This window comes from Winogradskyella costae (assembly GCF_013403865.1).
Lineage (GTDB): Bacteria > Bacteroidota > Bacteroidia > Flavobacteriales > Flavobacteriaceae > Winogradskyella > Winogradskyella costae.
Map to the genome: position 1 here is coordinate 57,648 of NZ_JABFDK010000004.1, position 25,857 is coordinate 83,504.

The 25,857-nt window shown below is 33.0% G+C and carries 21 protein-coding genes; 7 read left to right on the top strand and 14 right to left on the bottom strand.

The features are described from left to right. Window positions 1-5: 5 nt before the first annotated feature. Window positions 6-446, bottom strand: a complete 441-nt coding sequence (locus HM986_RS10485; RefSeq protein ID WP_179335046.1) for a hypothetical protein — start codon at window positions 444-446, stop codon at window positions 6-8. A 338-nt stretch (window positions 447-784) separates the two neighbouring features. Here HM986_RS10485 and HM986_RS10490 point away from each other — a divergent pair, with 338 nt between their 5' ends. Then, on the top strand, window positions 785-1,306 hold the full coding sequence (locus HM986_RS10490; RefSeq protein ID WP_179335047.1) for a DUF7935 family protein: 522 nt from the start codon (window positions 785-787) through the stop codon (window positions 1,304-1,306). A 96-nt stretch (window positions 1,307-1,402) separates the two neighbouring features. Here the strand turns inward: HM986_RS10490 and bshA are convergent, their stop codons facing one another. From bshA to HM986_RS10545, 11 genes are all read right to left on the bottom strand, one after another. Next, window positions 1,403-2,542 (bottom strand): N-acetyl-alpha-D-glucosaminyl L-malate synthase BshA, encoded by a 1,140-nt coding sequence (gene bshA, locus HM986_RS10495; RefSeq protein ID WP_179335048.1) that lies wholly within the window; start codon window positions 2,540-2,542, stop codon window positions 1,403-1,405. 181 nt (window positions 2,543-2,723) lie between these two features. Continuing rightward, entirely contained in the window at window positions 2,724-5,681 is a 2,958-nt protein-coding gene (locus HM986_RS10500) for a glycoside hydrolase family 3 N-terminal domain-containing protein (protein WP_179335049.1), read from the bottom strand. A 135-nt stretch (window positions 5,682-5,816) separates the two neighbouring features. Then, a complete protein-coding gene (gene serB, locus HM986_RS10505) occupies window positions 5,817-7,040 on the bottom strand; it encodes a phosphoserine phosphatase SerB (protein WP_179335050.1) in 1,224 nt (407 codons plus the stop codon). Window positions 7,041-7,124: 84 nt separating this feature from the next. Continuing rightward, window positions 7,125-7,610, bottom strand: a complete 486-nt coding sequence (locus HM986_RS10510; RefSeq protein ID WP_179335051.1) for an ABC transporter ATPase — start codon at window positions 7,608-7,610, stop codon at window positions 7,125-7,127. A 35-nt stretch (window positions 7,611-7,645) separates the two neighbouring features. Further along, a complete protein-coding gene (locus tag HM986_RS10515) occupies window positions 7,646-9,148 on the bottom strand; it encodes a PH domain-containing protein (RefSeq protein ID WP_179335052.1) in 1,503 nt (500 codons plus the stop codon). Then, entirely contained in the window at window positions 9,135-9,653 is a 519-nt protein-coding gene (locus HM986_RS10520) for a PH domain-containing protein (RefSeq protein WP_179335053.1), read from the bottom strand. Before HM986_RS10520 ends, HM986_RS10515 begins: the two co-directional genes overlap by 14 nt. Before the next feature lie 15 nt (window positions 9,654-9,668). Beyond that, window positions 9,669-9,875, bottom strand: a complete 207-nt coding sequence (locus HM986_RS10525; protein ID WP_179335054.1) for a hypothetical protein — start codon at window positions 9,873-9,875, stop codon at window positions 9,669-9,671. A 12-nt stretch (window positions 9,876-9,887) separates the two neighbouring features. Beyond that, a complete protein-coding gene (locus tag HM986_RS10530; protein ID WP_179335055.1) occupies window positions 9,888-10,670 on the bottom strand; it encodes a (Fe-S)-binding protein in 783 nt (260 codons plus the stop codon). Between the two features lie 110 nt (window positions 10,671-10,780). Beyond that, window positions 10,781-12,097, bottom strand: a complete 1,317-nt coding sequence (locus HM986_RS10535; RefSeq protein ID WP_179335056.1) for a (Fe-S)-binding protein — start codon at window positions 12,095-12,097, stop codon at window positions 10,781-10,783. A gap of 11 nt (window positions 12,098-12,108) precedes the next feature. Then, window positions 12,109-13,056, bottom strand: a complete 948-nt coding sequence (locus HM986_RS10540) for an MlaD family protein (RefSeq protein WP_179335057.1) — start codon at window positions 13,054-13,056, stop codon at window positions 12,109-12,111. 56 nt (window positions 13,057-13,112) lie between these two features. Then, window positions 13,113-14,228 (bottom strand): N-acetylmuramoyl-L-alanine amidase family protein, encoded by a 1,116-nt coding sequence (locus HM986_RS10545; RefSeq protein WP_179335058.1) that lies wholly within the window; start codon window positions 14,226-14,228, stop codon window positions 13,113-13,115. Window positions 14,229-14,339: 111 nt separating this feature from the next. Between HM986_RS10545 and HM986_RS10550 the strand changes: the two genes are divergently transcribed. After that, the gene (locus HM986_RS10550; RefSeq protein WP_179335059.1) at window positions 14,340-17,102 is read left to right on the top strand and encodes a putative LPS assembly protein LptD; all 2,763 of its coding nucleotides are present in this window, start codon (window positions 14,340-14,342) and stop codon (window positions 17,100-17,102) included. A gap of 173 nt (window positions 17,103-17,275) precedes the next feature. Next, window positions 17,276-17,656 carry a RidA family protein gene (locus HM986_RS10555; RefSeq protein ID WP_179335060.1) on the top strand — a complete coding sequence of 127 codons (381 nt, stop codon included), beginning with the start codon at window positions 17,276-17,278 and terminating at the stop codon, window positions 17,654-17,656. Between the two features lie 690 nt (window positions 17,657-18,346). On the opposite strand, the gene HM986_RS10560 is transcribed toward HM986_RS10555, so the two are convergent. Continuing rightward, window positions 18,347-18,895, bottom strand: a complete 549-nt coding sequence (locus HM986_RS10560) for a hypothetical protein (protein WP_179335061.1) — start codon at window positions 18,893-18,895, stop codon at window positions 18,347-18,349. 123 nt (window positions 18,896-19,018) lie between these two features. Here HM986_RS10560 and HM986_RS10565 point away from each other — a divergent pair, with 123 nt between their 5' ends. From HM986_RS10565 to HM986_RS10580, 4 genes are all read left to right on the top strand, one after another. Further along, window positions 19,019-19,795, top strand: coding sequence for a TIGR02757 family protein (locus HM986_RS10565; RefSeq protein ID WP_179335228.1), 777 nt, complete (start codon window positions 19,019-19,021; stop codon window positions 19,793-19,795). A gap of 190 nt (window positions 19,796-19,985) precedes the next feature. Further along, a complete protein-coding gene (locus HM986_RS10570; RefSeq protein ID WP_179335062.1) occupies window positions 19,986-21,035 on the top strand; it encodes a GMP reductase in 1,050 nt (349 codons plus the stop codon). Between the two features lie 108 nt (window positions 21,036-21,143). After that, the gene (locus tag HM986_RS10575) at window positions 21,144-22,631 is read left to right on the top strand and encodes a S10 family peptidase (RefSeq protein WP_179335063.1); all 1,488 of its coding nucleotides are present in this window, start codon (window positions 21,144-21,146) and stop codon (window positions 22,629-22,631) included. Between the two features lie 81 nt (window positions 22,632-22,712). Next, window positions 22,713-23,897, top strand: a complete 1,185-nt coding sequence (locus tag HM986_RS10580) for a sensor histidine kinase (RefSeq protein WP_179335064.1) — start codon at window positions 22,713-22,715, stop codon at window positions 23,895-23,897. 64 nt (window positions 23,898-23,961) lie between these two features. On the opposite strand, the gene HM986_RS10585 is transcribed toward HM986_RS10580, so the two are convergent. Then, window positions 23,962-25,857: a M61 family metallopeptidase gene (locus tag HM986_RS10585; RefSeq protein WP_179335065.1), complete on the bottom strand. Its 1,896-nt coding sequence runs from the start codon at window positions 25,855-25,857 to the stop codon at window positions 23,962-23,964.

The window sequence follows — 25,857 nt, forward strand, 5'->3', positions numbered from 1 at the left end:
CTTTTTTAAGGGGCTACATAATCAATTACAACACATAATTCTACCTCTTCACCTGAGGCTAGTACAATGTCTAATCGAAGCTCATCTCCTAGAGCACTTCCCGCTCTTTGACAAGTTACCACACCTGAATGAGTGGTACCATTGATTACTATTTGTGGACTTGAATCTACAGCCCCCACTGTAAGTGCTCTTGTTACTACAAATGTACTTCCTGGACTGACCGAGTGATATACCTCAACTGCGGGAATACCTGGCCCATCATTATTTGGAAAATAATCTGTAACTAAGTCCGATTCTGGTATTAAAGTTATTGTGCCTTGTATGTCTGCCGTAAGTCCTTCATAACTACAAACACTCATGTTTGGTGCATTGCCATCATCATTATCACAGTTAAATAAAGTAAGTGTAATGGCTAGTAATAAAATTGATTTTAAAATTGATTTCATAATTATTATATTTTAGTTTTTTATAATTCAGTTAACGCTTTGAAAACTGACATTCGAGGTTATATCAAGTGAATCGGAAAATTGTTACCCTCTAATTCTTTCTTTTTTTGAATTATTTAAAAAAAAAGATTATTTCGTGTAAGCAATCGAAAACGATTAGATACTTTTCACGACGTAAAAATCAATAGCTTATGCAAAATAAGCCGTACACTATAAAATGCACGTTACCATATGCCTTAAAAGCGACTTCATGAAATGAAAGACAGACTTCATTCAATTATCGGTTTTGTTTGTACAATAGATTGAAAGGTTTTAAGTTTGTGTTCTAAATTTACACTATGGATATTGACAACATTATCGAGTTACTTTTCAGCATTGCTCCTGCTGCTATCGTTGGCGCAGTGGCTTACTATTTTTTTAAGCAACATGTAGAAAACGAAAACAGTAGAAGACGCTTTTTATTGCAGAAAGATTTGCAAAAAGAAAGCTTTCCATTACGCTTGCAAGCCTACGAACGGATATCTCTTTTCTTAGAGCGTATTGCACCTTCTAAACTTTTAACGAGGGTCCAACCTACGTCTTCTAATAAAACAGATTATGAAAGCTTACTAATTGCAACTATAGAACAAGAGTTAGAGCATAATTTATCGCAACAAATTTATGTTAGCGATCAATGTTGGTCAATTACTTTAGCTGCAAAAAATGCAACCATTCAATTAATTAGAAAAGCTGCCATGCAAGAATCAACTGATACAGCTAATAAACTTAGAGAGGTTGTTTTAACCGAACTGATAGATAAGCCTGCCCCAAGTAAAGCGGCTTTAGCGTATATTAAAGAAGAAGTTAGTGATATATGGTAAAACCATAGACATTAAGCTTATACAAAAAAGTCTTCCAAATAGGAAGACTTTTTTGTATTGTATTATAAATTTTAAAAGAATATAAGTGTATTCATTTTAGTTATCTACTAAAAATTCTTTCAAGGTTTCTTCATATATTTTTTCATACATAGGTACAATAGTTCTTAAATCGAATTTTTGAGATTGCACTTTTGCATTGGCTTTAAATGTCTCTAAAGTCTTAATATCCGATAAGATTTTCACGGCATTCTTAGACATATCCTTTATAGCACCAACCTCACTTAAATACCCTGAAAAACCATCTTCATTAACTTCAGACAATCCTCCTGAATTAGTAGATATGACAGGTACACTACTCGCCATAGCTTCAAGTGCTGCTAAACCAAAACTTTCTGTTTGTGATGGTAATAAGAAGAGGTCACTAAAGCATAAAATACGATCAATTTCATTGCTATTACCTAAGAAGATAACACGATCACTCATTCCTAACTCTTCAACTAACTGCTCTGCAGCTTCCTTTTCCGGACCTTCACCAACCATCATTAGTTTAGCTGGTAATTCTTTTTGAATATTATAAAATATTTTAATAACATCAGGAATTCGTTTTACTTCCCTAAAATTACTAATATGTGTTATGATACGCTCATCATCATCAGCCATCATTCCTCGCTGACAGTCCGTAAATTTATGATTATGCTTCTCTAAATCTATAAAATTAGGTACCACATGAATCTCTCGTTTTATACTGAATAAGCGCATGGTATCCTTCTTCAAACTTTCCGAAACAGAAGTTACCGCATTAGATTTATTAATACTAAATGTTACTGCTGGTTTATAAAACGGGTGACTGCCTACTAAAGTAATATCGGTACCATGCAACGTAGTTACGATAGGAACAAAAATCCCTTCGTCCTTCAGCATTTGTTGCGCCATATATGCCGCGTACGCGTGAGGAATAGCATAATGCACATGTAATAATTCAATACCATGTAACTTTACCATATCTACTAATTTACTAGATAAGGCAAGCTCATAAGGTTGATATAAAAAAAGAGGATATTCAGGCACGTGCACTTCGTGAAAATGAACATTATTACTCAACAGTTCTAAACGTACAGGTTGACTATATGTAATAAAGTGAATCTCGTGACCACATTTTGACAGCTCTAAACCTAATTCTGTTGCAACAACTCCACTTCCTCCAAAGGTAGGGTAACAAACTATTCCTATTTTCATGTAAACCGTTTAATTTTTAAAGTTAGCAGTTTTTCTATAATCAGCTGTTAACTTTAAGTACATATTAACTTGTATCTTGGGTGATGCGTAATCATCACAACACCCTAAATACGATATTTAAAATAGTCTAATATTTGTGAAATTCCTTACAAGGCTATTTGTATTTAACCTAGTAAAAACATTAATCTATTATGGCCTCGTAGATTAGACGTTGTATTTCTGTTCTAATATTTTCTCTCAATAATAGATTTTTACCAGCTTCTGGATAGGTTCTATTAGCCAAAAACACGTATACTATTTCTTCTTCAGGATCTGCCCAAGCATAAGTTCCTGTAAAACCTGAATGCCCAAAACTAGTCATAGATAAACACCCACAAGTTGGACCTTCTTCACCTAATTGTGGCTTATCAAACCCGATGCCTCTTCTATTGTTGCTCCCACAATAATAACAGTAGTTAAACTTATCTATGGTTTTACTTTCAAGATAGCGTTTCCCCCCGTAAAAGCCTTTTTGCAAATACATCTGCATTATTTTAGCAACATCATTTGCATTACTAAAAATCCCTGCGTGTCCACCTATTCCATCTTGCATTGCAGCTCCCATATCATGCACGTATCCGTGTACCTCTTTAAAACGATAATAATCATCTATCTCTGTTGGCACTATATTTTTTAAACTGAATTTAGTTCGTGGGTTGTACGTTGTATAATTTGCACCTAAAGATTTATAAAAACGATCTTCTGTGATTTCGCTTAATGGCTTATCATAAAAATCTTCGAGATAACCTTTAAGAATATAATACGGTAAATCACTATATCGATATCTTAAGCTAGATAATAAATCACTATCTCGTATCACTTTTTGAATAGAATCCTTATAATCATCTCGCATAAAAAGCGTGTTAGTCACTTCTACGGTAAAGCCTTCTGAACGTTCTTTTCTGTAATATTTGGGGTCTGGTCGTTTAGTCACTGAATCTAAAGTAGCATAGTAAAATGGAATCCATGGCTTAAGTTGCGCATAGTGAGATAACATTTTTTTAAGCGTTACATTTTTCTTATTTGTGTTTTTATATTCTGGAATTAAATCACCCAATCTATCATCTAAAGATACTGAGCCTTGCTCTTCCAATTCCATTAAAACCGGTAAGGTTGCCAATATCTTTGTCAATGATGCCACATCATAAAGATCATCAAACTTTACCTCTTCTTTCTTCTCATAGGTATGATATCCGAAATTCTTATTGTAAATTACTTTGCCTTTTCGGGCAACTAAAAGCTGAATTCCTGGTGTCATTTTACCATCAATAGCACGATGAGCTACAGAATCTATTCGACTTAGCAATTTAGAATCCATACCAACACGTTCTGGTAAACCGTAGCTTAAACTCAATAAAGAATTATAATTCTCACCTGTTCCAACCGGAAAGAAAGGTCCTGTACTTACAGGCAATTTACCTTTTGCCTCAAATGCTCCGAAAAGAAGCTGCGCTGATTTTTCCTGAGCTATTGTACTATTTTGATAACTCATTACAATCCCTTCAATATTGTCTACTGTTAACAAATCATTCAGTGCGTAAGGTCTCGCAAATACATCGAGGACAACAGTATTCGTTCTCGCAATTTCATACAACCATGCCAATTCTTGTTGAGAAAACTGATAACTTTTCCAAGGGTTCGCATTCGATTTATGAAAACCTACAACTACCGTATTGTAATTCTGAAGTTTAGATATCACTTCATCCAATTTATCTGCTTTAATTTCGTGGACTTTGGTGTATTTTTTTAACTCATTTAAAAACGCAGAACCATCGTCATCACCTAATGATACATAAGCAATTTTCTTAGTTTCTAAATCTCTGAATGGTAACAACTCATTTGTGTTTTTTACCACTGTAATGGCATTTTCCATGAGTTCCTCATAGAGTAAATCGTCTTCTAATCGGTTTAAATCCTTTTCTAAATCATAAATTCCAATAGGAGAATAATTATTTAATCCAACTTTATATTTAGCCATCAATATTTTTTTAACTGAGTGCGCTAGTCGCTCTTCAGTTATAGTACCATTTGTAAATGCTTCAACAAATTTAGCAATCCCTTTTTCTGGATCTTCAGACATTAGCATCACGTCATTTCCTGCTAAGAATGCCATTAAATCAATCTCTCCTCCTTGTATTAAGCTTTTTACATTAGAGCCGTCAACATCGTTTTCAACATAATCAGCTGCACCTTTCATGGTTAAGGCATCCGTAAAAATTAACCCATTAAACCCTAAACTATCTTTTAAAATATCAGTAACGATATGTTTTGATAATGAGGATGGAAAATCTCTTCGAGATTCTAAACTTGGTACATTTAAATGAGCTACCATAACACTAGATAGTCCTTCTTTTATAAGCTTTCTATACGGGTATAATTCAATAGAGTCAATCCGTTTTGCACTAAAATTAATAGTAGGCAATTTTAAATGTGAATCTTCTTCGGTATCTCCATGACCAGGAAAATGTTTAGCATTTGCTAATGTACCAGCGCTTTGCATGCCCTTCATAAATGCTAATCCTTTTTCGGTAACATTATCTCTGTCTTCCCCAAAAGATCGGTTACCTATAATAGGATTTTTAGGATTGGTATTAATATCTACGGCTGGCGCGAAATTAAAGTGCACACCTAATCGTTTACAGTGTTCACCAATATGTCTTCCGGCTTGCTCCACCAATTTATTGTCTGTAATTGCTCCAAGGGTCATATTCCATGGGAAAGCATAAGTAGAATCCAAGCGCATACTTAAACCCCACTCTGCATCCATTCCTATTAACAATGGAATTTTAGAACCAGCTTGTAATTCGTTATTTAATTTGGCTTGACGAACAGGTCCGCCATTAGAATAAATTAGACCACCAATATGCTGACCTGTAATTAGCTTAGCAATCTTATTTTCATGTGCTTTTCCTTTATCAGAAAACACCTGTACCATAAATAGTTGTCCAATTTTTTCCTCAACAGACATTGAATTGTATAAACTATCTACCCATTTCTGTTGTTGAATAGGATCCTTGGATAGTAATGGATTTTTAGAAAGGTCTTGCCCAAAATTAAATTGAAAACAAGTACATATAAATATAAGGGCAAAGTAACGCATTAGCAAACTTTTATCGTTTATAGGTTGAACACATAATTCATAACGAATATTGTGCCAAATTAGCATATTTAAGAGGAAGTAAAAAGACTTTAAGATACTTTTATAACCTGTGCAATTGATATGGCAGACTTAACTTTATGATAGTAAATCAATTTGTCGATCATGATAGCCTAACAAATAAAGTACACCATCTAATCCTATGCTAGAAATAGAACTTTGTGCATTATCTTTTACTTTTGGTTTGGCATGAAACGCAATACCTAAACCCGCTAGATTAAGCATTTGTAAATCATTAGCACCATCACCAACGGCAATGGTTTGACTGATATCTATTTGCATATTATCCGCAAGTAATTGTAAATATTCGGCTTTTTTATTACCATCAACGATATCTCCAATATAGCCACCAGTTAATTTACCGTCTTTGATTTCTAATTGATTAGCATAAACATAATCAATATCTAATTTTTGCTGAAGATAATGTCCGAAATAAGTAAAGCCACCTGAAAGAATCGCTGTTTTAAAACCGTAATAATGTAACGTATCAATCAAACGCTTTGCGCCCTTAGTAATGGGTAAACGTTCTGCAACTTCTTGTAAAACAGACTCACTTAAACCTTCTAAAAGCTTCATACGTCTTTTAAAACTTTCATTAAAATCTATCTCCCCTTGCATGGCTGCTTCAGTGATCGCTTTAACCTCTAATCCAACTCCGGCTAATTCCGCTAATTCATCGATAACTTCTGTTTGAATTAACGTTGAATCCATATCAAAACAAACCAAACGCCTATTACGTCTAAAAATATTATCTTCTTGAAATGCAATATCCGCGTCTAATTCTCTAGAAATTTCCATAAATTTCTTAGTAAAATCAGACTTATCTCCTATTTTTCCTCTAATAGATAATTGAATAGATGCTCTAGGGTATTCTTCTTTTTTAACGAGTGACAATCGGCCAGTTAATCGTTTTATGGAATCAATGTTTAAGTTCTTTTCAGAAATTATTTTAGTGACTTCAGATATTTGCTCTGCAGCCAATTTTTCGCCTAAAATAGTAACGATGTAGCGATCTTTACCTTGTTCGTTAACCCAATTTTCATAATCTTCAAGCGAAATGGGAGTGAATTTGGCTTTAATTCCCAATTCATAAGCTTTAAACAATAAATCTTTTAGTACTGCTGAAGACTTTTTACCCTTTTTAATTTCAAACATGATACCTAATGATAACGTATCATGAATGTTAGCTTGCCCAATATCTAAAACTTTAGCGTCATATTCTGCCAATACACTTGTTAAGCTAGAAGTTAAACCTGGTCTATCTTGTCCTGAAATATTTAATAAGAAAATGTCTGTAGCCACTTTTGTAAGTTTGTATTAATCATCTTTTACTCGTTGTAAAAATGACTAATCTATTTGAAATATAAAATTTATTTATGTGAAGTCCTATTTAATAAAACGGTTATGCCAACTATCGCTCGCAGGGACTTCCCAATTTTCATTAAATTCTGCAATATTAGTTACTAAATTATTAAAAACAATAGTGTTTTTAGATACTGCTTTTTGTTGTGCCATTTTTTTAAAATCAATTAAAGATTTGTAAGCAATAAATTCACCTTGCTTATAGGACACGTTCATTTTATCCATTAAATCTACATTGTATTGTTGCTCTAATTGTTGAATAAAACTAACGGAAGAATCTATTGAGCAACCTGTTGCATTATTTAAACTTTGATCCATTGCAATAACGATAAATCGTTTGTAAACTAACTTATAACCTGCTTTTAAATCTTTTCCGTGAGCCGTCCAAGCCTCTATAAAAGTATCTAATTGTGTTGTAAGTTGTTCTAACTCTTCATCTGAAAATGAACGGTTAGATTGGTATATCCAAACTCTTGATTCTTCTGGTAAGGTATTAAAATCGACTAGCATAAATTCATCATTTTTCTGATTGTAAAAATACGGTTTTACATCCAATCTCTGTCTTGAGATTCTACCTTATATAATAAGTAATTATAAATAGTTAATGCCTCTTGTTTTGATATATAAGGAATCGTCACAGATTTTGAAGCTGTAGAGATTACAAGCGACGCTATATTTCTGGGTTTTTGAAAAATGGTCTGCTTTAATTTTAGACCTTGTATTTTGTGTGTTTCTAAAATATTGGTGGTTGTATCAATTACTCCGCTTCCAAGAGTTACAAAATTGTTAGAAATTATATAATACGCTTTTTTATATTCGAAATAGACATAAAATATTGCAAAAGGAAGGTAAATAACATTAATCCATAACATGCCTATCCCAAAAAGAAACAGCGCCAAGGCGTTGGCTAAAACAATAAAAAACAACATTCCTAAAGCCGAGATTAGCACAAAATAAGGTTTTGGTTTTCCAGTTTTACCCTCAAGATTATAGTCTGATAAAAGTTTATTTATTAAGTAATTAAGTTGTTCTTTTTCTAAAGCCACAATTTTAAAATTCTTTTGTTGCTTTACATTAACCATCGCTTGCTTAACTGATAAGCTATATAACCCAAAATATTGTTTTACACGATTTGTGGTGATTACCAAATTCTGAATTCTACTTGGTGTTAAGCTCAATGATATTTTATTAAAAAGACCTTTATTAATTTCTATGGTTTTCTGATTTTCTACGACCTCTAAATTGAAGTTTATAATAAACGTCTTAGCCACTGAAAATAGAAAAGAAAACAAAACCACCGCTATTACAAGAATAACATTAGTAATTATTAGATTGAATAAGTCAGTTTCATCTAGGTTTACAAAACCTTCTACACGTTTCTCTAGCTCTAACTCTTCTAAGAAATCTTTGAACTCATTATAAATTCCATAACCGAAAGTTATTATTAGTAGAAAACTCTTAAAATGATTTTGAGATAAACCTTCTAAAAGCAAGCGTTTTGGTGTGACTCTGAAGAAAACATTTTGTTTTTCTTCAGTTTCCGTATGTTGTGTTTCTTCTGATTCTACACTTATTTTATTAAATAATTTCTTCTTTAATAATAAAGCTGTTGGTTTATCCAAAGCACTAATTTCAATTTCAGATTTTTTGTCCCCCGCTGTTTCAATTTTTAGTGAAACTACATTGATCAACTGTTGCAGAAAATTTTGTTTGATATATACATTCTGAATTTTAGACTTCGGAATAATGGTATTGTCTTTATTTATTATTCCTGTAGCTAAATGAAAATCATCTTTACTGAGGTGAAACTTAAAATTGAAATACTTTAGAATCGCAATAATTAAAATAAGTACTATCACCGCTATCAACCCTAAATACATCATTGTTGGCGTCACACCTCCAAATGACTTTTTTCTTATAACTTGAATACCAAAAGCTATAAAAAATACAAGAAATTTTTTGAAAAATTTTAGCAGATTAAATGCAAAAATGACAATTATTCCTTTAGCTGATTGTCTTATGGGCTGCGAGAAATCAGTTATTTCCATCAACCCTAGCGCTAATAAAATCGTTGATACCTTTTGCTTCAAGTTGTTGAAGTCCTTTAATACTTAGATCACTTCCCGCTTCACCTGCAGTAAATATTTTCAGTGTAGACAAACCTAAGTGTCTTGCCAACCAACTTCGAGATTCCTCTACATGCTGAATTCTAGAAATTGGTACTGTAATTATAGACTCTACAATCAAACCCTTAGCATAAATAACATCGTTACCACGCACAGCGTATTTCCGCTTTTTAAATGCCAATACGGAAATGATAAAATTCGCAATGCAAACCATCACAGATCCTATAAGGATTAACCAAAAATTATCTTGAAAACCGTCTTCTTTAATCAAGTATTTCAAACCAATTACAGCACCTAAAATAAGACTATAAAAAGCAAGTCTATTCAGTATGATAATTTTTAAATATGATTTTGAAATTGGTTTTAAAACAACGTCTTCAATATTAGGTAAGTCTTCGATTTGTATTTGAGGATTTGTGAAGTTCATTGTATAAACATATTATTAACCTTTATTTTTAGTGATTTTATACCTAAATGCATAACTCATAACCAATCCAAAAAAGAAAGCATTAAATAGAAACTTTGGCAAAGAAAATGGTTCGTCGGTAAAATAGTCATAACCCGCCATTAATGAAGCATAAAATAAACCAATGGCAACACCTGAAATAATCCGCTTTTTTAATGGTAATTTTTCAATATTATTCCCCACAACCTTATTCTATTATGCATTAGCAATGAGCTCTGCAATATCCAATACCTTAATTTCAGATTCTTTTTCTTTGAACTTTACACCATCAGTCATCATAGTGTTACAATACGGACAACCAGTAGCAATTATTTCGGGTTGGGTTTCTATAGCATCTTCTGTTCTTAAGACATTAATTTCCTTATTTCCGGGTTCTGCATCTTTAAACATTTGCGCTCCACCAGCTCCACAACACAACGCTGTTCCTTTATGGCGTTTCATTTCTACTAATGTCGCATTTGTTTTTTTAAGAACATTTCGCGGTGCATCGTAAACTCCATTACCTCTTCCTAAATAACATGGATCGTGAAAGGTAATTCGTTTGCCTTTATACGTATTTCCTTCTAAAGTTAAACGACCAGAACTCATCAGTTCTTGTATATATTGTGTATGGTGAATAACGTCATAGCTTCCACCTAAACCAGGGTACTCATTTTTGATGCAATTAAAAGAGTGTGGATCGCAGGTTACAATTCGTTTTATCTCATAAGCGTTAAGCACTTCGATATTCATAACGGCTTGCATCTGAAATAAAAATTCGTTACCAGCACGTTTTGCAACATCACCCGTATTGCTTTCTTCAGTTCCTAAAACTGCAAAATTAACATTTGCTTTATTTAAAATCTTTACGAAAGCTTTAGTGATTTTCTTTGCTCTATCATCATAGCTACCAGCAGAACCAACCCAAAATAGAATTTCTGGTTGTTTTCCTTCTGCCATCATTTCTGCCATAGTTGGCACTTTTAGTTGCTCGCTCATACTTTAACGTTTAATCGTTTAATTGTGTAATTGTTTACGCATTTACCTATTGTACTAATTTGTAATATTAGTGACATTCAAAACGTTAACTTTTCAACCTCTAAACATTTTTAGTTTTCGTCTTTCCAATTTAAACGGTCCATTTGGTTGTAAGGCCAGGGTGCTCCGTTATTTTCTATATTGGTCATCATATTATTCAGCTCCATCGGTGCTGCACTTTGCTCCATTACTAAATAACGGCGCATATCCATAATTATGGATAGTGGATTAATACTCACCGGACAAGCTTCTACACAAGCATTACAAGTTGTACACGCCCAAAGCTCTTCGTTTGTGATGTAGTCTCCTAATAACTGCTTTCCGTCATCTATAAATTCACCTTTATTGGTTTCAATATTTTTTCCAACCTCTTCTAGTCGATCTCGCGTATCCATCATAATTTTACGCGGTGATAATTTTTTACCGGTAAGATTAGCGGGACATTCACTTGTACAGCGACCACATTCCGTACAGGTATACGCATTGAGTAACTGAATTTGGTTTAAATCCATAACATCACTCGCTCCAAACTTTGCAGGAACATCATCTTCCGAAGTTTCTGCTGGTGCAGCATAAGGATCTGCGTCTGGATCCATCATTAATTTCACTTCTGCCGTAACGGCATCAAGATTATTAAACTTGCCTTTTGGCTCTACACTACCTAAATATACATTAGGGAATGCTAATAGAATGTGTAAATGCTTTGAGAAGTATAGGTAATTTAAGAAAATTAAAATACCTACAATATGCAACCACCACGCGGATTTTTCAATAATATAAAGCGTTCCTACGGATACTCCCTCAAACCAAGGGGCAATGAATTGTGAGATAACATTACCAGATCCTGTATTTTGAAAGATTGTATCCGTAGCATTCATTAACAAGAACAAACACATTAAAACGACCTCAAAATATAGAATGATATTACCATCACTTTTTGGCCAACCTTTCATTTCCGAACTTAAGAAACGTTTCACTTTAATAACATTTCGCCGTAGCCAAAACACGGTGACAGAAACTAGAACTAAAACAGATAGTATCTCAAATGACCCTATTAAAAATCCATATAACCACTCTGGTAAAACTTGTTGTCCAATACGATGTGTTCCAAAAAGGCCATCAATTATAATTTCTAAAACCTCAATATTTATAATAATAAATCCGACGTAAACAATAGCATGAAGAAACCCCGAGACAGGCCGCTTTACCATTTTACTCTGACCAAGAGCAATATAGGCTACATTTTTCCAACGCTTCGCTTTATTATCTTTGGCATTGACTTCTTGACCTAATTTAATATTTCGAATTATCTTTTTGATATTTCTAACAAAATAACCAATACCTAATATTAGGATAACTGCAAAAATGATATTTGGTAAGTATGCCATGATTGATGGGGCTAATTATTGTTTAATTCCTCTTGTGTAGGTTCCTCATACGGAATCTCTCTTTTAGACAAAATACGTCTGTATCTTGCTGGGTGAAGCTTAATATCTAAAAGTAATAATTGTAATTCCTTTGATGCATTTTCTAAGTTATCATAGAGTGCATCGTCTTTTAATAGTTTTCCTATAGACCCTTCTCCTGCCTCTAAACCTGTAGCTAATTGATTTAGTTTTAAAACCATATCATCGAGATTTTTAACGGTATTAGAAAGTTTAGCCTCATTTAGATCTTTAATTAAAATAGCTAATTCCGAACTTGTTTTATCAAAGTTCTCTAAAACGGAAGCAATTTTTTCATCGTTATCACTAATGAGTGAATTGGCTTTAAAAGCAACATTCTTAAATGATTTTAACGTTGCGTTTAATTCTGCAATTGTTTGCTTTAAACCATCGTCGGATTCATCAATAACTAAGGCATTTAAATTGGTAAGTAAGGTATCTGACGAACGCAGTGTTGTACCTAAATCTTCACTAATACCTGAGAAATTCTTTTCTAAGGATGAAATCATTCCTGGTTTTACTTCTGATTTTATGAAATCACCAGATTCAGCAATGACACCATCACTTGCCTCTACAATTGATAAGGCATTGCCTCCCATTAAACCATCTTGGTATAAACGAACAATACTGTTTTTAGAAAATTTTAATTCTGGTGTTACGGAGAATGCAATTCGAGTTTTTCCAGAGTTAAAATCATATTTAATCTCTTCTATCTTACCTACTTTATTACCTTTAATTGTTACGGACGAGGACATGCTTAATGCATTATAGTCGAATTCCGTATAATACGTGTTTGAACTATCAAAGAGGTCTTCACCTTTAAGATATGTAAATAGGTATATGCAAAAAGCGATACCAGCCAACACTAATATTGCTGTCTTAACTTCTCTTGAAACTTTCAATGGGCGTTTTCTTTAGTTTGCTAACAAAATTAGGAATAAATATATTAATAATGTTTCTAATTAGAATCAGATTTTAACGCATCTGCGACATCTATTTTTTTATCATCTTTATAAGCTACAATAAAAGCGTCTGAATAGCCTGCTAATTTAGCTTCGTTCTGAAGTTGTTTTATTTTATTATAATCGGAAGTTTGTCCACTAAAGTATTTATAAATATCACCTATTTTTTCTGATGAAATATCTGCAAGACCTTTAAAATTATAGGATTTAGCTTCTAATTCTTTAGAACCTGCGGAAATCTGAACTTTAAATATCACGTCTTTAATAACTCTAGGAGTGTCTTCTACCTCTTCCATTGTTTCTGCTTCCACATTCAAAATATGGCTGCCAACGTTTTGATCTAAGACTTTTTTATAATCAGTTATCGCGGTTTTTATGGCACTTGCCATTTTTGATTGTCCGGCTTTAGTATTAAGATAATTACCTTCAATATTATTAGTTAAAAATCCAACTTCTACCAACACACTTGGCATATATGTATTTCTAATAACCAGCAGGCTTGCTTGCTTTAACCCTCTACTTTTACGCTTGGCATTATTTACAAAGTTATCTTCAATTTTTCGAGCTAATACAATACTTTGCTCAATATAGACTTCTTGCTCTATACCAATAGCTATTGTAGATTCTGGGGAGCTTGGATCAAACCCTGCATAATTTTCTTCATAATTTTCTTCTTTAAAAATAACTTCGTTTTCACGTTTGGCTACTTCAAAATTACGTCCTGTATTTTTCTCACCTAAAACGAAAGTCTCGGTACCACTTGCTTGAGAACTATGAGCGTTACAATGAATGGACACAAACAAATCAGCATCTGCCTTATTTGCAATGTTAGCCCGTTCGTGCAAAGCGATAAAAACATCCGTTTTACGTGTGTATATTACTTTAATATCAGGATTCTTTTCAAGCTCCTTACCTACTTCGAGCGTAATTTTAAGTGCAATATTTTTTTCGCTATGTCCATTACCAACATTACCTGAATCTCCACCTCCATGTCCGGCATCTAACACCACCACAAACTTTTCTTCTTGGGCGTACAGAGCTGAATAGGATGTTAAAGTACTTATAAATATAAGGATCGAAAATACTATTGTTGGTTTTAGTGTCGTTTGCATATTTGATTTAACGGTTTATAAATTCGGTTTATTACATAATGCCAATTAGTGAGACAGTATTTTTTAATTTCTAATTTTTAATGAATTAATCACAAAAAAATAGCTGTACTTTTGGCGATTCAAAAACCGAGCCATACTTTTACAAAAATACATTTAAAAGCATTGCATACAAAAAGCTTATACATACTTTTTATCTTGAGTTTTACAGTGTTTATCAACACTTTTAGCTTCGCTCAAGAATTACCAAAAAAGAACGGAACTATTCCGATAGAGCAACGCAAGGATTCGACCACTGTTGTAATTGATTCAATTATTAAACCTCCGATAAACACAAAGGAAGTTGATTCCACAAAAAAAGATTCGGTAAAACAAAAAGGATTATTAGAAGGCACGGTAAAATATAAAGCCTCCGATTATGTGTCTTTGAGTCAGAAAAAGAAAAAAATATATTTATATAACGAAGCTGAAGTACTATACCAAGATATGGAAATTAAAGCTGGAGTCATTGTCATTGACTACAGTAAAAACTTAGTCTATGCAGGTCGTTTAAAAGATTCTACAGGCTATTCTCAACGTCCCGTTTTTAAACAAGGAGAAAATGTTATTGAGCCCGATTCTATTGTGTTTAACACCGAAACTAAAAAAGCTTTAGTTTTTAATTCTAGAACAGAGCAACAAGGTTTTAAAGTCTATTCTCCTTTAACTAAAAAAGAAAACGATTCGGTTTATTTTATGCAAAACGGTCGCTTTACTACGGCTGAAAATGAAGAGGATCCAGAGTACCAATTTGTAACTACCAAAATGAAGATGGTACCTAATAAAAAAGTTATTGTAGGACCAACTTATATGGAAATATATGGTATTCCGACACCAATCGCGTTACCATTTGCATTTTTTCCAATGACGAAAAAACAAACTTCTGGTCTTATTTTTCCAACTTTTGGAGAGGATAGTAATAGAGGTTATAATCTACAAAATGGTGGTTACTACTTTGCTATTAATGATTACTTAGATTTAGCTGTTCTTGGAGATTACTATACCAATGGTAGTTATGGTTTACGCGTTGAAAACAATTACGCCTTACGCTACAAATATAGAGGTAATATAAGTTTCAGATATGAAAACTTACTGAATGAAGAACGTGGATTTCCAGACTTTACTCAAAGTACAGTATATAATCTTAGATGGTCGCATAGCCAAGATACTAAGGCAAATCCTAATTCTCGGTTTTCAGCCTCTGTCAACTTGGGTAGTAGCACTTATTACCAAGAATCAATCAACCAATTGAATCAAGCCAATTTTTTAAATAACACGTTAGCATCATCTGTTTCATATTCAAAAACATTTTCGGGAGAACCACAAGTTAACCTTAGTTTAACGGCAACTCATAACCAGAACACAAATACTGGTGATATTAATTTAACCTTACCAACGATGCAAGCATCTATGGGTAGAATCTATCCGTTTGCACCAAAAACAGGTACCAAAAAGGGAGCTATTCATAATATTAACTTTCAGTTGACTTCTAGAGGAGAATATAACATTCAGACCAATGACTCTGTATTCGGTAAAAGCGAAATGTTTGATGATGCAATAACTGGAATGAAACACACTCTACCAATCACCACGAACTTTAAGGTCTTTGATTATTTTAGTGTGAGCGCCAACGCTAATTTTGAAGAAACTTGGACTTTAAAAACAATTAAACGCTTTTACGATTCGGCAAATGAAGATGTTGTATCTATTAATCAAAATGGTTTTGACCGCTTTTTAACCTATAATGTTGGAGCCAGTATTGGTACAACTATATATGGTATGTACGATTTGGAAAACGAAGATAAAACGGCAAAGGTCAAAGCTATAAGACATGTTATAAGACCTTCATTGAGTTACTCAATTAATCCTGCATTTGATCAGTATTATGAAACCTACGATGTTATCGATGCTGATGGTACAACTTCTGACCAGGTAGAATATACACGTTTTGAAAATTCTTTGTTCGGTAGTCCTGGTAATCGATACTCTAGTAGTGTTGGTATGTCTGTAGGTAACAACTTAGAGGCTAAAATTCGTTCTAAGGATTCTACAAAAACGGAACCTGAAAAAATATTCTTATTAAATAACCTGAACTTTTCTACTGCTTATGATATCGCTGCAGATTCTCTAAATTGGAGTCCTGTACGGGTGAGTGGTGGTACTCAAATTTTAAATAAAAAGATGAGTATAAACTTTGGTATGACATTAAACCCTTATGCGTTAGACAGCAATAATAATGTTGTTAATACTTTTAATATAGATAACGGAGGAAGTCTTTTTAGATTAACATCTGCCAACGTTAATATGAGCTACACCTTATCTAATGATAGTTTCTCAGGCGGTGAATCTGAAGAAAAACGAGCCTCAGCACAGGAATCTGCACGATCTGGAGGACGAACAGACGACTTATTTGGTAGATCCGAGGATTTTGCTGACAAACGCCTCTCCGATCAGGATAACGACGAGGAAGAGGAGGAAAACAACGAATTCTATAACTATAAAATGCCTTGGAGTTTAAGGCTAGCATATTCGGCAAACTATACAAACACAAGGCGTGACAATGCTATATCCTCGCATTCTTTAATGTTTTCTGGAGACGTAGATATATCACCTAAATGGAGTCTAGGGGCATCTTCTGGATACGATTTCCTTAATCAAGGATTTACCTATACGCAATTACGTTTTGAACGCGACTTATTAAGTTGGCGTATGAATTTTTCATGGATACCATTTAGTGACCGAAGTTCTTGGAATTTCTTTATTGGTATAAAATCTAATTTACTTAAAGATTTAAAATACGATAAACGAAAACAACCAGATCAACAACTTGGTAATTAAAACGTGTTATATAATTTAGGTTTTATTAATAACACATATTCTTTCTCACGTGTATCGAAGGACTTTAACCAACCTTAGAGACTTATTTATTCAGCTTGTCGAAGTGAAATTGTATTACTAAATTTGTTATAATACTAACCATTAATAAAAATCCCATTTCTTTGGGTTATATGATGAAAAAAATAATAAATACAACAAAAGCACCAGCACCGATAGGCCCATATAATCAAGCCGTTTTATCAGGAAACACTTTATACACTTCAGGGCAAATAGCGTTGCACCCTGAAACAATGGAGTTAGTATTAGACGATATCAAAACCGAAACTAAACAAGTTATGGAAAACATGAAAGCCGTTTTAGAAGCTGCTGACATGACATTTGAAAACGTTATTAAGTCTTCTATTTTTATTAGTGATATGAATAACTTTAAGCAGATCAATGAAGTCTACGGTAAGTATTTTGATGAAGCTACTGCACCCGCTAGAGAGACCGTTGAAGTCGCTAATTTACCTAAATTTGTAAATGTTGAAATTAGCATGATTGCTATTAAATAGTTCAGCTATTTCATATATATCTGATAAGTCTTTTAAAACCTATTAACTACACTTGTCTCAAAACCTAACACTTAAGTTACTACGTACTAAATTTTTTAGAAATAGCAACTCATTAGATTTAATCACCTTGTTAGTTATTAAATTTCTATTTAAATGGTTCAAAATCATAACTGATAAAAAAGAGTGAATTACATCACTTGGTATGGTTGAATATCTAGACTTGTAATTATTACCATCTTTCTAAAAATGATGAGGAGTTACTTATACTTATTATATCTACTGATGAATAAACAGCATTTGTTGTGCCGCTACTGATACGAAATATTTCAAATTCTAAATATAAGATGCTTCATCTATTTTTAGGTATGTGCCCATTTTAAAAAGTTATATTGAAGCAGAATTTAATGAAGTGGATTTTCATAAAGAGCTTAACAATTGCTTTATCTGAATATAATATCATTGCTCTTTTTCAAGATTACATACCAATGTTAGAAGGGTATAAATAAACTCCTAATAGTTTAGGAAAAATTACATCCCTAAGCAAAGTCGTTAATTATAGACGTTACGGAAACTATCGTCAATTAAAGAATACAATAGAAGATTAAAGACCTACCTTAAACAAATTGCGCAGAACTTGCAATATAACTGAAGGAATCTGTCTTCAAATATAATAGCTAGCTTATACTTTTACTATTCATACTGAATTTCTCCTTCTTCATTCAAAATAGGTTTAAACCACTTTATATAATAAAATACATGTTTTCTTATGGAATACATTAAATAAATACCAAGAGTGAGAGTTACTGTGTATAGCATTATAAATATTAAAACAAATTTATAATCATAAGTTATAAATTCCGAACCCAATACATTAAAGGAACGCAAGATGGTAACAACAAACCATACTATTCCCGACAAGAAAAACCGACCGTCAAACTTCCAAATACTTATAGTGATATAAATTGAAAGTAAAAGAGAAATGAAAGTCATAATATTAAACTGCTCTAATAAATCAAAAATAGACATTAACTCAAAAAACAAATAGAAAGCCCAAATTACAGAAAGTAGTAAATGACGCTTTTTAAATTTTTTCCATAGATCATAAGAAGGTCTATTAGCTAAAAAACGTCTAAGGTTTTCAGTATCCATTTTATCCTTGTATTCATTATATATTAGAGATTTTGAATCCCCTTGACTTATTTTATTAACTATTTCTCTTTTAAAATCTTTTTCTGTCATAAGCAGATTTTCGCTAGTTTTATTTAATATTCAGACCTGCAATCAATAATACAAAATCAAATTTAACTTTTATCGTCATTTCCATTCTATGTAGAAGGCTTATTTTTACATTAAAATTCTATCATAAAATTGAAACTTAAAACTTCAGAACTTAAAGATTTCTTAGACGAAAAAGTGAAGCTTTACAATCATCCTAAATTTATTGAGAGTGACCCAATACAAATTCCACATAAATTCTCAAAAAAAGAAGATATTGAAATTGCTGCCTTTTTATCAGCAACCATTGCTTGGGGAAATAGAAAAAGTATCATTAATAATGCAAATAAGATGATGGAGTTGTTAGACCACTCCCCTTTTGAGTTTATAACACAACATCAAGAAACCGATTTAGAGCGCTTAGAGCCTTTTGTGCATCGTACTTTTAATGGATATGATTTTATGCAATTTATAAAAAGCTTAAAATACATCTACCAAACACAACAAGGTTTAGAAACTATATTTTCTTTGCATGCCGAAAAGGATTCACTTCAAAATAGTATTCACCACTTCAAAAAAGTATTCTTCGAGGTGCCGCATTTGAAGCGTACACAAAAACATATTAGTGATCCTCTTAAAAATTCAGCAGCCAAGCGTCTTAATATGTTTTTAAGATGGATGGTAAGAAACGACAATAACGGAGTCGATTTTGGGATTTGGCAATCATTATCTCCATCTCAATTAAGCTGCCCTTTAGATGTTCATTCTGGTAATGTGGCTAGGAAATTAGGCTTATTAGAGCGAAAACAAAATGATGGCAAGGCCTTAGCCGAACTAGATAAAGCATTACGAAAATTAGACGCTAACGACCCTGTAAAATATGATTTTGCATTATTCGGACTAGGTGTTTTTGAAGGATTTTAGAGTTTTATTTCAAATATTATACAGAAGTTAATTCTCATTTCTTGGGCATATACAACATTCATATACAGGTCGTTTCATTAATTTTTCTGCTATAAACAATTGTTAATAAAACATCGTATCACAAATGCAATTGTGAACTTCTTTTTTTAAATAACTTGTATTTTTGAATATCACCAAATATTCCCCAAAGATGCATATAGAAAACGATATAAAATTAGGCTTTAAAGATGTTATGATTCGTCCAAAACGCTCTACATTAAAAAGTAGATCTGAAGTCTCGCTAGAACGCAATTTTACTTTTTTAAATAGCACCTCTACCTGGACGGGAGTTCCTATAATGGCTGCCAATATGGATACTGTTGGTACTTTTGAAATGGCTTTAGCTCTAAAAGAGCAAAAATTATTTACAGCAATACATAAGCATTATTCCTCAAAACAATGGAATACGTTTTTAAATACAGCACCTAAAGACATTGTAAATTACATTGCGATTAGCACTGGAATAGGCACGCAGGATGCTGAGAATCTAAAAGCCGTTATTAAAAGTCATCCAGAATTAAAATTTATATGTATTGATGTTGCCAACGGCTACTCAGAACACTTTGTTAACTTTTTGCAACAGACACGAGAACAGTATCCAGACAAAGTAATTATAGCTGGTAATGTTGTTACAGGCGAAATGGTAGAGCAATTATTGCTCTCGGGTGCAGACATAGTAAAAGTAGGCATTGGTCCAGGTAGTGTATGTACAACACGCGTTAAAACTGGTGTTGGTTATCCACAATTATCAGCCATAATAGAATGTGCAGACGCGGCGCATGGCTTAGGAGGTCAAATTATTAGTGATGGAGGCTGTGCTACGCCTGGAGATGTAGCTAAAGCGTTCGGTGCAGGAGCAGATTTTGTAATGCTTGGTGGTATGTTTGCTGGTCATACAGAAAGTGGAGGCGAACTTATAACTCAAAATGGAGTAAAATATAAACAGTTTTATGGCATGAGCTCTGCTACTGCTATGGATAAATATGTTGGTGGAGTTGCAGAATATAGAGCTAGCGAAGGCAAAACGGTAGAAGTCTTATATAAAGGTGACGTTAAAGACACCCTGCAAGATATTTTAGGCGGCATACGTAGCACGTGTACTTATGTTGGAGCGCGACGCTTAAAGGAGCTAACAAAACGTACAACCTTTATAAGAGTTGCTGAGCAAGAAAATCAAGTTTACAATGGTTATAGTGTGTAAGTTACAATAGACGTTGGTAAATATGACTATAAGAATAGATCTGTTTAAAGAGTTCTAAATTCAGGTTTCATTTTAGTATCTTTAAACTTTTGAAATAAATCTATTTTTATGAAAAATCCTTTCGTTGTTCTTTTGTGTCTTAGTTTTACATTTTGTTTTTCTCAAAATTTGAAAATTCCTACCGATACTGTACATGTAACCAACCACTCGGTTACTATTAAAGGTAAACAAATCAATTATGAAGCGGAAACAGGGTTTCAACCTGTTTGGGATAACGAAGGCCAAATGATTGCCTCTCTTTATTATACCTATTATAAAAGAACCAACGACGCCAAAGACAAGAATAGACCAATTGTTTATTCATTTAATGGTGGACCAGGTTCTGCTTCTTTATGGATGCATATTGCGTATACGGGACCAAAAGTTCTCAATATAGATGATGAAGGTTATCCCGTACAACCTTACGGTGTAAAGGACAACCCAAATTCTATTTTAGACATTGCAGATATTGTATTTATAAATCCTGTAAATACAGGGTACTCTAGAAAAGTGGCTGATATAAATGGAAAAATGCCAGACGACAAACTATTCTTTGGTGTGAACGCTGACATTAAGTATCTAGCCAGTTGGATGAATACTTTTACCACAAGACATAACAAGTGGCAATCCCCTAAATACATTATCGGCGAAAGTTATGGTGGAACGCGTGTGATGGGATTATCGCTAGAGTTACAAGATAATCAATGGATGTATTTAAACGGTGTCATTATGGTATCGCCAGCGGATTACAAAGTTTTAAGAGTAGGCGGACCATTAGCGTCTAGCTTAAATTTACCTTATTACACTGCAGCAGCTTGGTATCATAAAATGCTCAGTCCTGCGCTTCAAAATAAAGATTTATTAGAAATATTACCTGAAGTTGAGCATTTTGCTATTCATAATTTAATGCCTGCACTCGCAAAAGGAAGTTCTATTTCTAATGATGAAAAGCAAGTTATAGCCAAACAAATGAGTTATTATTCTGGTTTGTCTGAAAAAGTGATTACGCAACAAAATTTAAATGTTCCAAATCGTTTTTTCTGGAAAGAATTACTTAGAGACAAAACAGGACAAACAATAGGACGATTAGATTCTAGATATATTGGCATAGACAAAGTCGAGACTGGCACAAGCCCAGATTATAGTGCAGAACTCACTTCTTGGTTACACTCTTTTACACCAGCAATAAATTATTATATTCAGAATGAATTAGGCTTTAAAACAGACATTAAATATAACGTTTTTGGTAACACTGGTCGGTGGGACGACTCAAATGATAACACTAGAGATGATTTACGCCAAGCAATGGCGCAAAACCCTTATTTAAAAGTATTAACTCAATCTGGATATTACGATGGCGCAACCACTTATTTTTCTGCTAAGTATTCCCAATGGCAAGTGGACCCAAGTGGAAAAATGAAAGATCGTTTTTCATTTAAAGGTTATAGAAGTGGACATATGATGTATTTGAGAAATGAGGACCTAATTAAAGCTAATGACGATTTAAGACAATTTATTGAAAATTCGCTCTCTAAAGGTAAATCCGCAAAATATTGATAGATCATAAATTAATTTTTTTAATCAAATCCATACAGATAAATCCTACGTAGTTTAATAGAATATTTAATTTTTTTTTAAATGAAAGCCCCAAAATTCCCTACAAATGAAGTCGAGCGTCTCAAAGCCGTAAACTCTTACAGCATTATAGATACGTTGCCAGAAAATGATTATGATAACTTAACAGAATTAGCTGCGACCATCTGTGATGTACCTATTGCATTAATAACTATACTAGATAAAGAACGAAATTTTTTTAAATCTCATTATGGGATTTCCTTAAGCGAATCTCCTAGGGAACTTTCATTCTGTGGGCACGCCATTTTAGAAAATGATATATTTATTATAAATGATGCCAGAGAAGACATCCGTTTTATAGATAATCCGTTACTAGATGAACAAAACGTTGTTTTCTATGCCGGAGTTCCATTATTGGATCCTTCAGGATACAAACTAGGTACAATCTGTATTTTTGACCACATACCGAGACAGTTAAATGAATCTCAAATAAAGGCTCTTAAAACGTTAGGAAAACAAGTTGTTAATCTGTTAGAATTAGGAAAAAAGAATACAAACTTAAATCTTATAAAAGGAGAATTAGAAGAACGTAACGCACAACTTAAATCTTTTGCTAGTCTTGTATCGCACGATCTGAAATCTCCATTATCCAATATTATAGCGCTAACCGATTTACTAAAAGAAGAAAATAAAAATAATCTCTCTGACGATTCACTTCAATACTTAGACTATATTGAAGATTCTACAACAGTTCTTAAAGATTATATTGATGGTATTTTACTGTACTACAGTGCGGACGAACTTTTAACTTCATCAAAAGTTAATATAAAACTAAGTGATATCGTAGAAGATATTAAGCATATACTTATTTCCGATCATGAGCAGCTTTTATTTACTGATGCCGTCATTAAAAATGTAAATAAAGCCGCGTTATCACAAATTTTAATAAACCTGGTTGACAATGCTCTAAAGTATAATGACAAACAAGACCGTAAAGTAGAAATTAAATATCAACTGCTTCCTACTCATCATAAATTTAGTGTTATAGATAACGGTATCGGTATTCCTTTAAATCAACAAAAAGAAATATTTGAAATTTTTAAAACTATAAAAAATGATTTTTCCAAATCCAATACTGGCATTGGGCTAAGTACCGTAAAAAACTTGGTTGAAAAACTAAATGGAGAAATTGCTGTTGATTCAGAATTAGGAAAAGGAAGCACCTTTAGTTTCACTATAGAATATTAATTTTCATAAAAAAAGCTGATAAACATAATGTCTATCAGCTTTATAGTTTTTATTAAGGTATTATCTATCCTTTTAACCAAGCTGCTCTTACAGCTTTTTGCGCTTCTGTAGCGTTCTCATTTTCTATAATAGATTCACCTGGTGCATAAGCTTTAGTAAGTGTTGTCTTTATCACTACTGGTTTACCATCACGTTCCAAATCCATTGTAATCTCATCACCTTCTTCCCATTCAAACATGCTTCTTATAACATCATTGGCATTTATTAGCGTTAGTTCACTACCATTTACTTTCTTAATAACATCACCAGCTAAAATACCTTCTGATTTCCAAAAAGAGTTATTTAAAGCCACAGGGGAAAAGAAAATTACTCCTTTCTCTTGGTCACCATCAAAGATAATATTCTGCCCTCCAGCAAAAATATAATTCGTTTCTGTTTGTGATTCTCCCATGGTTAATCCAACCAATTCTAAATATGAGTTGTAATTAATTGGCACATCACCTTCAACATGTGTTTTTAAGAATTCTCCAACACTTGGGTAGGTCATAGCTGTAATTTCAGCAATTAAATTATCGTCAACAAAAGGTTTATCCTTTCCGTATTTTGCAGATAATTCTTTCATTAATGACAACATACTTCTATTACCATCGCTTTCATTTCGCATTAAGATGTCAATACACATTCCTATTAATGCACCTTTCATATATACATTATAATATTGTGATGCATAAGGCTCATCTAAAACATTCTCACTCATAATAGTAAAACTCATCGCATCATCTAAATGCTTTGTAGATGTTACTATTTTAGACATCATGGTATTATAAAAAGTGGTATCATCTGTTAAACCTTCATATACCTGAAAATGTTGCGCAAAATATTCGGTTACACCTTCGTACATCCATAAATGTTTAGAAAATGTAGGCTGATCGTAATCAAAATAATGCACGTCTTCAGAATGTACAGATAATGGTGTTACGATATGAAAAAACTCATGAGCAACAACATCGATAATTGAAGCTTTAAGACCTTCTAGAGAACTGTTTTCACTAAAAACAGCTACTGTAGATGTGTGGTGTTCTAAAGCACCAAAGCCTTTTGGAGATGTTTCATCGCCTTTAGATAAGTACACATAAATATCATAACGCGGTGTGCTATTAACATCACCTAAATAGCTTTTTTGAGCTTCCATCATTTTGTAAACGGTCTCTTTTAAACTTTTTGCAGTGTGTTTACCTGTAGGAGAATAAAGACTTAAAACAATTTTAATATCTCCAACCATAAATTCTTCAACATCTAATTTTCCATACATCATAGGATTATCTGTAATATCAAAGTAACGCTGACCAAAATAGCTCGTTGTCATGGACATACCATCTTCACTTACCTTAGAGCCTTTATCTTCTAATGCCGACGTCTTAACAAAATCTACAGGTGCTGTTATATCTACGGCATACTGAGCATTCTTTAAAGAGTCAAAATAACCAATAAATCCATGAAGATTTAGAACATAATTATCTGTTTCAATATTTGTTCCTGCTGGTGAAAATGGTTGCTCTTCCCCTATTCCGCCAGTCGTTTCAATATCAAATGTATCATTAACATAATATTGAAGTTTATCTAATTTAGTTGCCTCAGTAATTGTCCATGTATTGTCATCAACCTTCGTTACTTCTAATTCATTTCCGTCGTAATCTAATGCTTTAAAATCGTCTACATATTTACCAAAATCACTAATAGAATACGTTCCTTGTACTACTCTAGGTAATCTATACGTGACAGTTTCAGTGGTAAAACGACCAGGGTTAATAATTACTGGTACTCTATCGTTGTTAACTGCTGTTAAATTTAATGCTGTTTCAATGGGATTGCTTACTGCTAAATCATTAACTGTTGGCTTTGCAGATCCACAACCGGCTAAAACGATACTCAAGCCAAGAATGGCAAAATAATTCTTCAT

Bases quoted from the DNA above. Each gene is read 5' to 3' on its own strand.
- HM986_RS10485 (WP_179335046.1), bottom strand. From the start codon at position 446: ATGAAATCAATTTTAAAATCAATTTTATTACTAGCCATTACACTTACT.
- HM986_RS10490 (WP_179335047.1), top strand. From the start codon at position 785: ATGGATATTGACAACATTATCGAGTTACTTTTCAGCATTGCTCCTGCT.
- bshA (WP_179335048.1), bottom strand. From the start codon at position 2,542: ATGAAAATAGGAATAGTTTGTTACCCTACCTTTGGAGGAAGTGGAGTT.
- HM986_RS10500 (WP_179335049.1), bottom strand. From the start codon at position 5,681: ATGCGTTACTTTGCCCTTATATTTATATGTACTTGTTTTCAATTTAAT.
- HM986_RS10510 (WP_179335051.1), bottom strand. From the start codon at position 7,610: ATGCTAGTCGATTTTAATACCTTACCAGAAGAATCAAGAGTTTGGATA.
- HM986_RS10515 (WP_179335052.1), bottom strand. From the start codon at position 9,148: ATGGAAATAACTGATTTCTCGCAGCCCATAAGACAATCAGCTAAAGGA.
- HM986_RS10520 (WP_179335053.1), bottom strand. From the start codon at position 9,653: ATGAACTTCACAAATCCTCAAATACAAATCGAAGACTTACCTAATATT.
- HM986_RS10530 (WP_179335055.1), bottom strand. From the start codon at position 10,670: ATGAGCGAGCAACTAAAAGTGCCAACTATGGCAGAAATGATGGCAGAA.
- HM986_RS10535 (WP_179335056.1), bottom strand. From the start codon at position 12,097: ATGGCATACTTACCAAATATCATTTTTGCAGTTATCCTAATATTAGGT.
- HM986_RS10545 (WP_179335058.1), bottom strand. From the start codon at position 14,228: ATGCAAACGACACTAAAACCAACAATAGTATTTTCGATCCTTATATTT.
- HM986_RS10555 (WP_179335060.1), top strand. From the start codon at position 17,276: ATGAAAAAAATAATAAATACAACAAAAGCACCAGCACCGATAGGCCCA.
- HM986_RS10560 (WP_179335061.1), bottom strand. From the start codon at position 18,895: ATGACAGAAAAAGATTTTAAAAGAGAAATAGTTAATAAAATAAGTCAA.
- HM986_RS10570 (WP_179335062.1), top strand. From the start codon at position 19,986: ATGCATATAGAAAACGATATAAAATTAGGCTTTAAAGATGTTATGATT.
- HM986_RS10575 (WP_179335063.1), top strand. From the start codon at position 21,144: ATGAAAAATCCTTTCGTTGTTCTTTTGTGTCTTAGTTTTACATTTTGT.
- HM986_RS10580 (WP_179335064.1), top strand. From the start codon at position 22,713: ATGAAAGCCCCAAAATTCCCTACAAATGAAGTCGAGCGTCTCAAAGCC.
- HM986_RS10585 (WP_179335065.1), bottom strand. From the start codon at position 25,857: ATGAAGAATTATTTTGCCATTCTTGGCTTGAGTATCGTTTTAGCCGGT.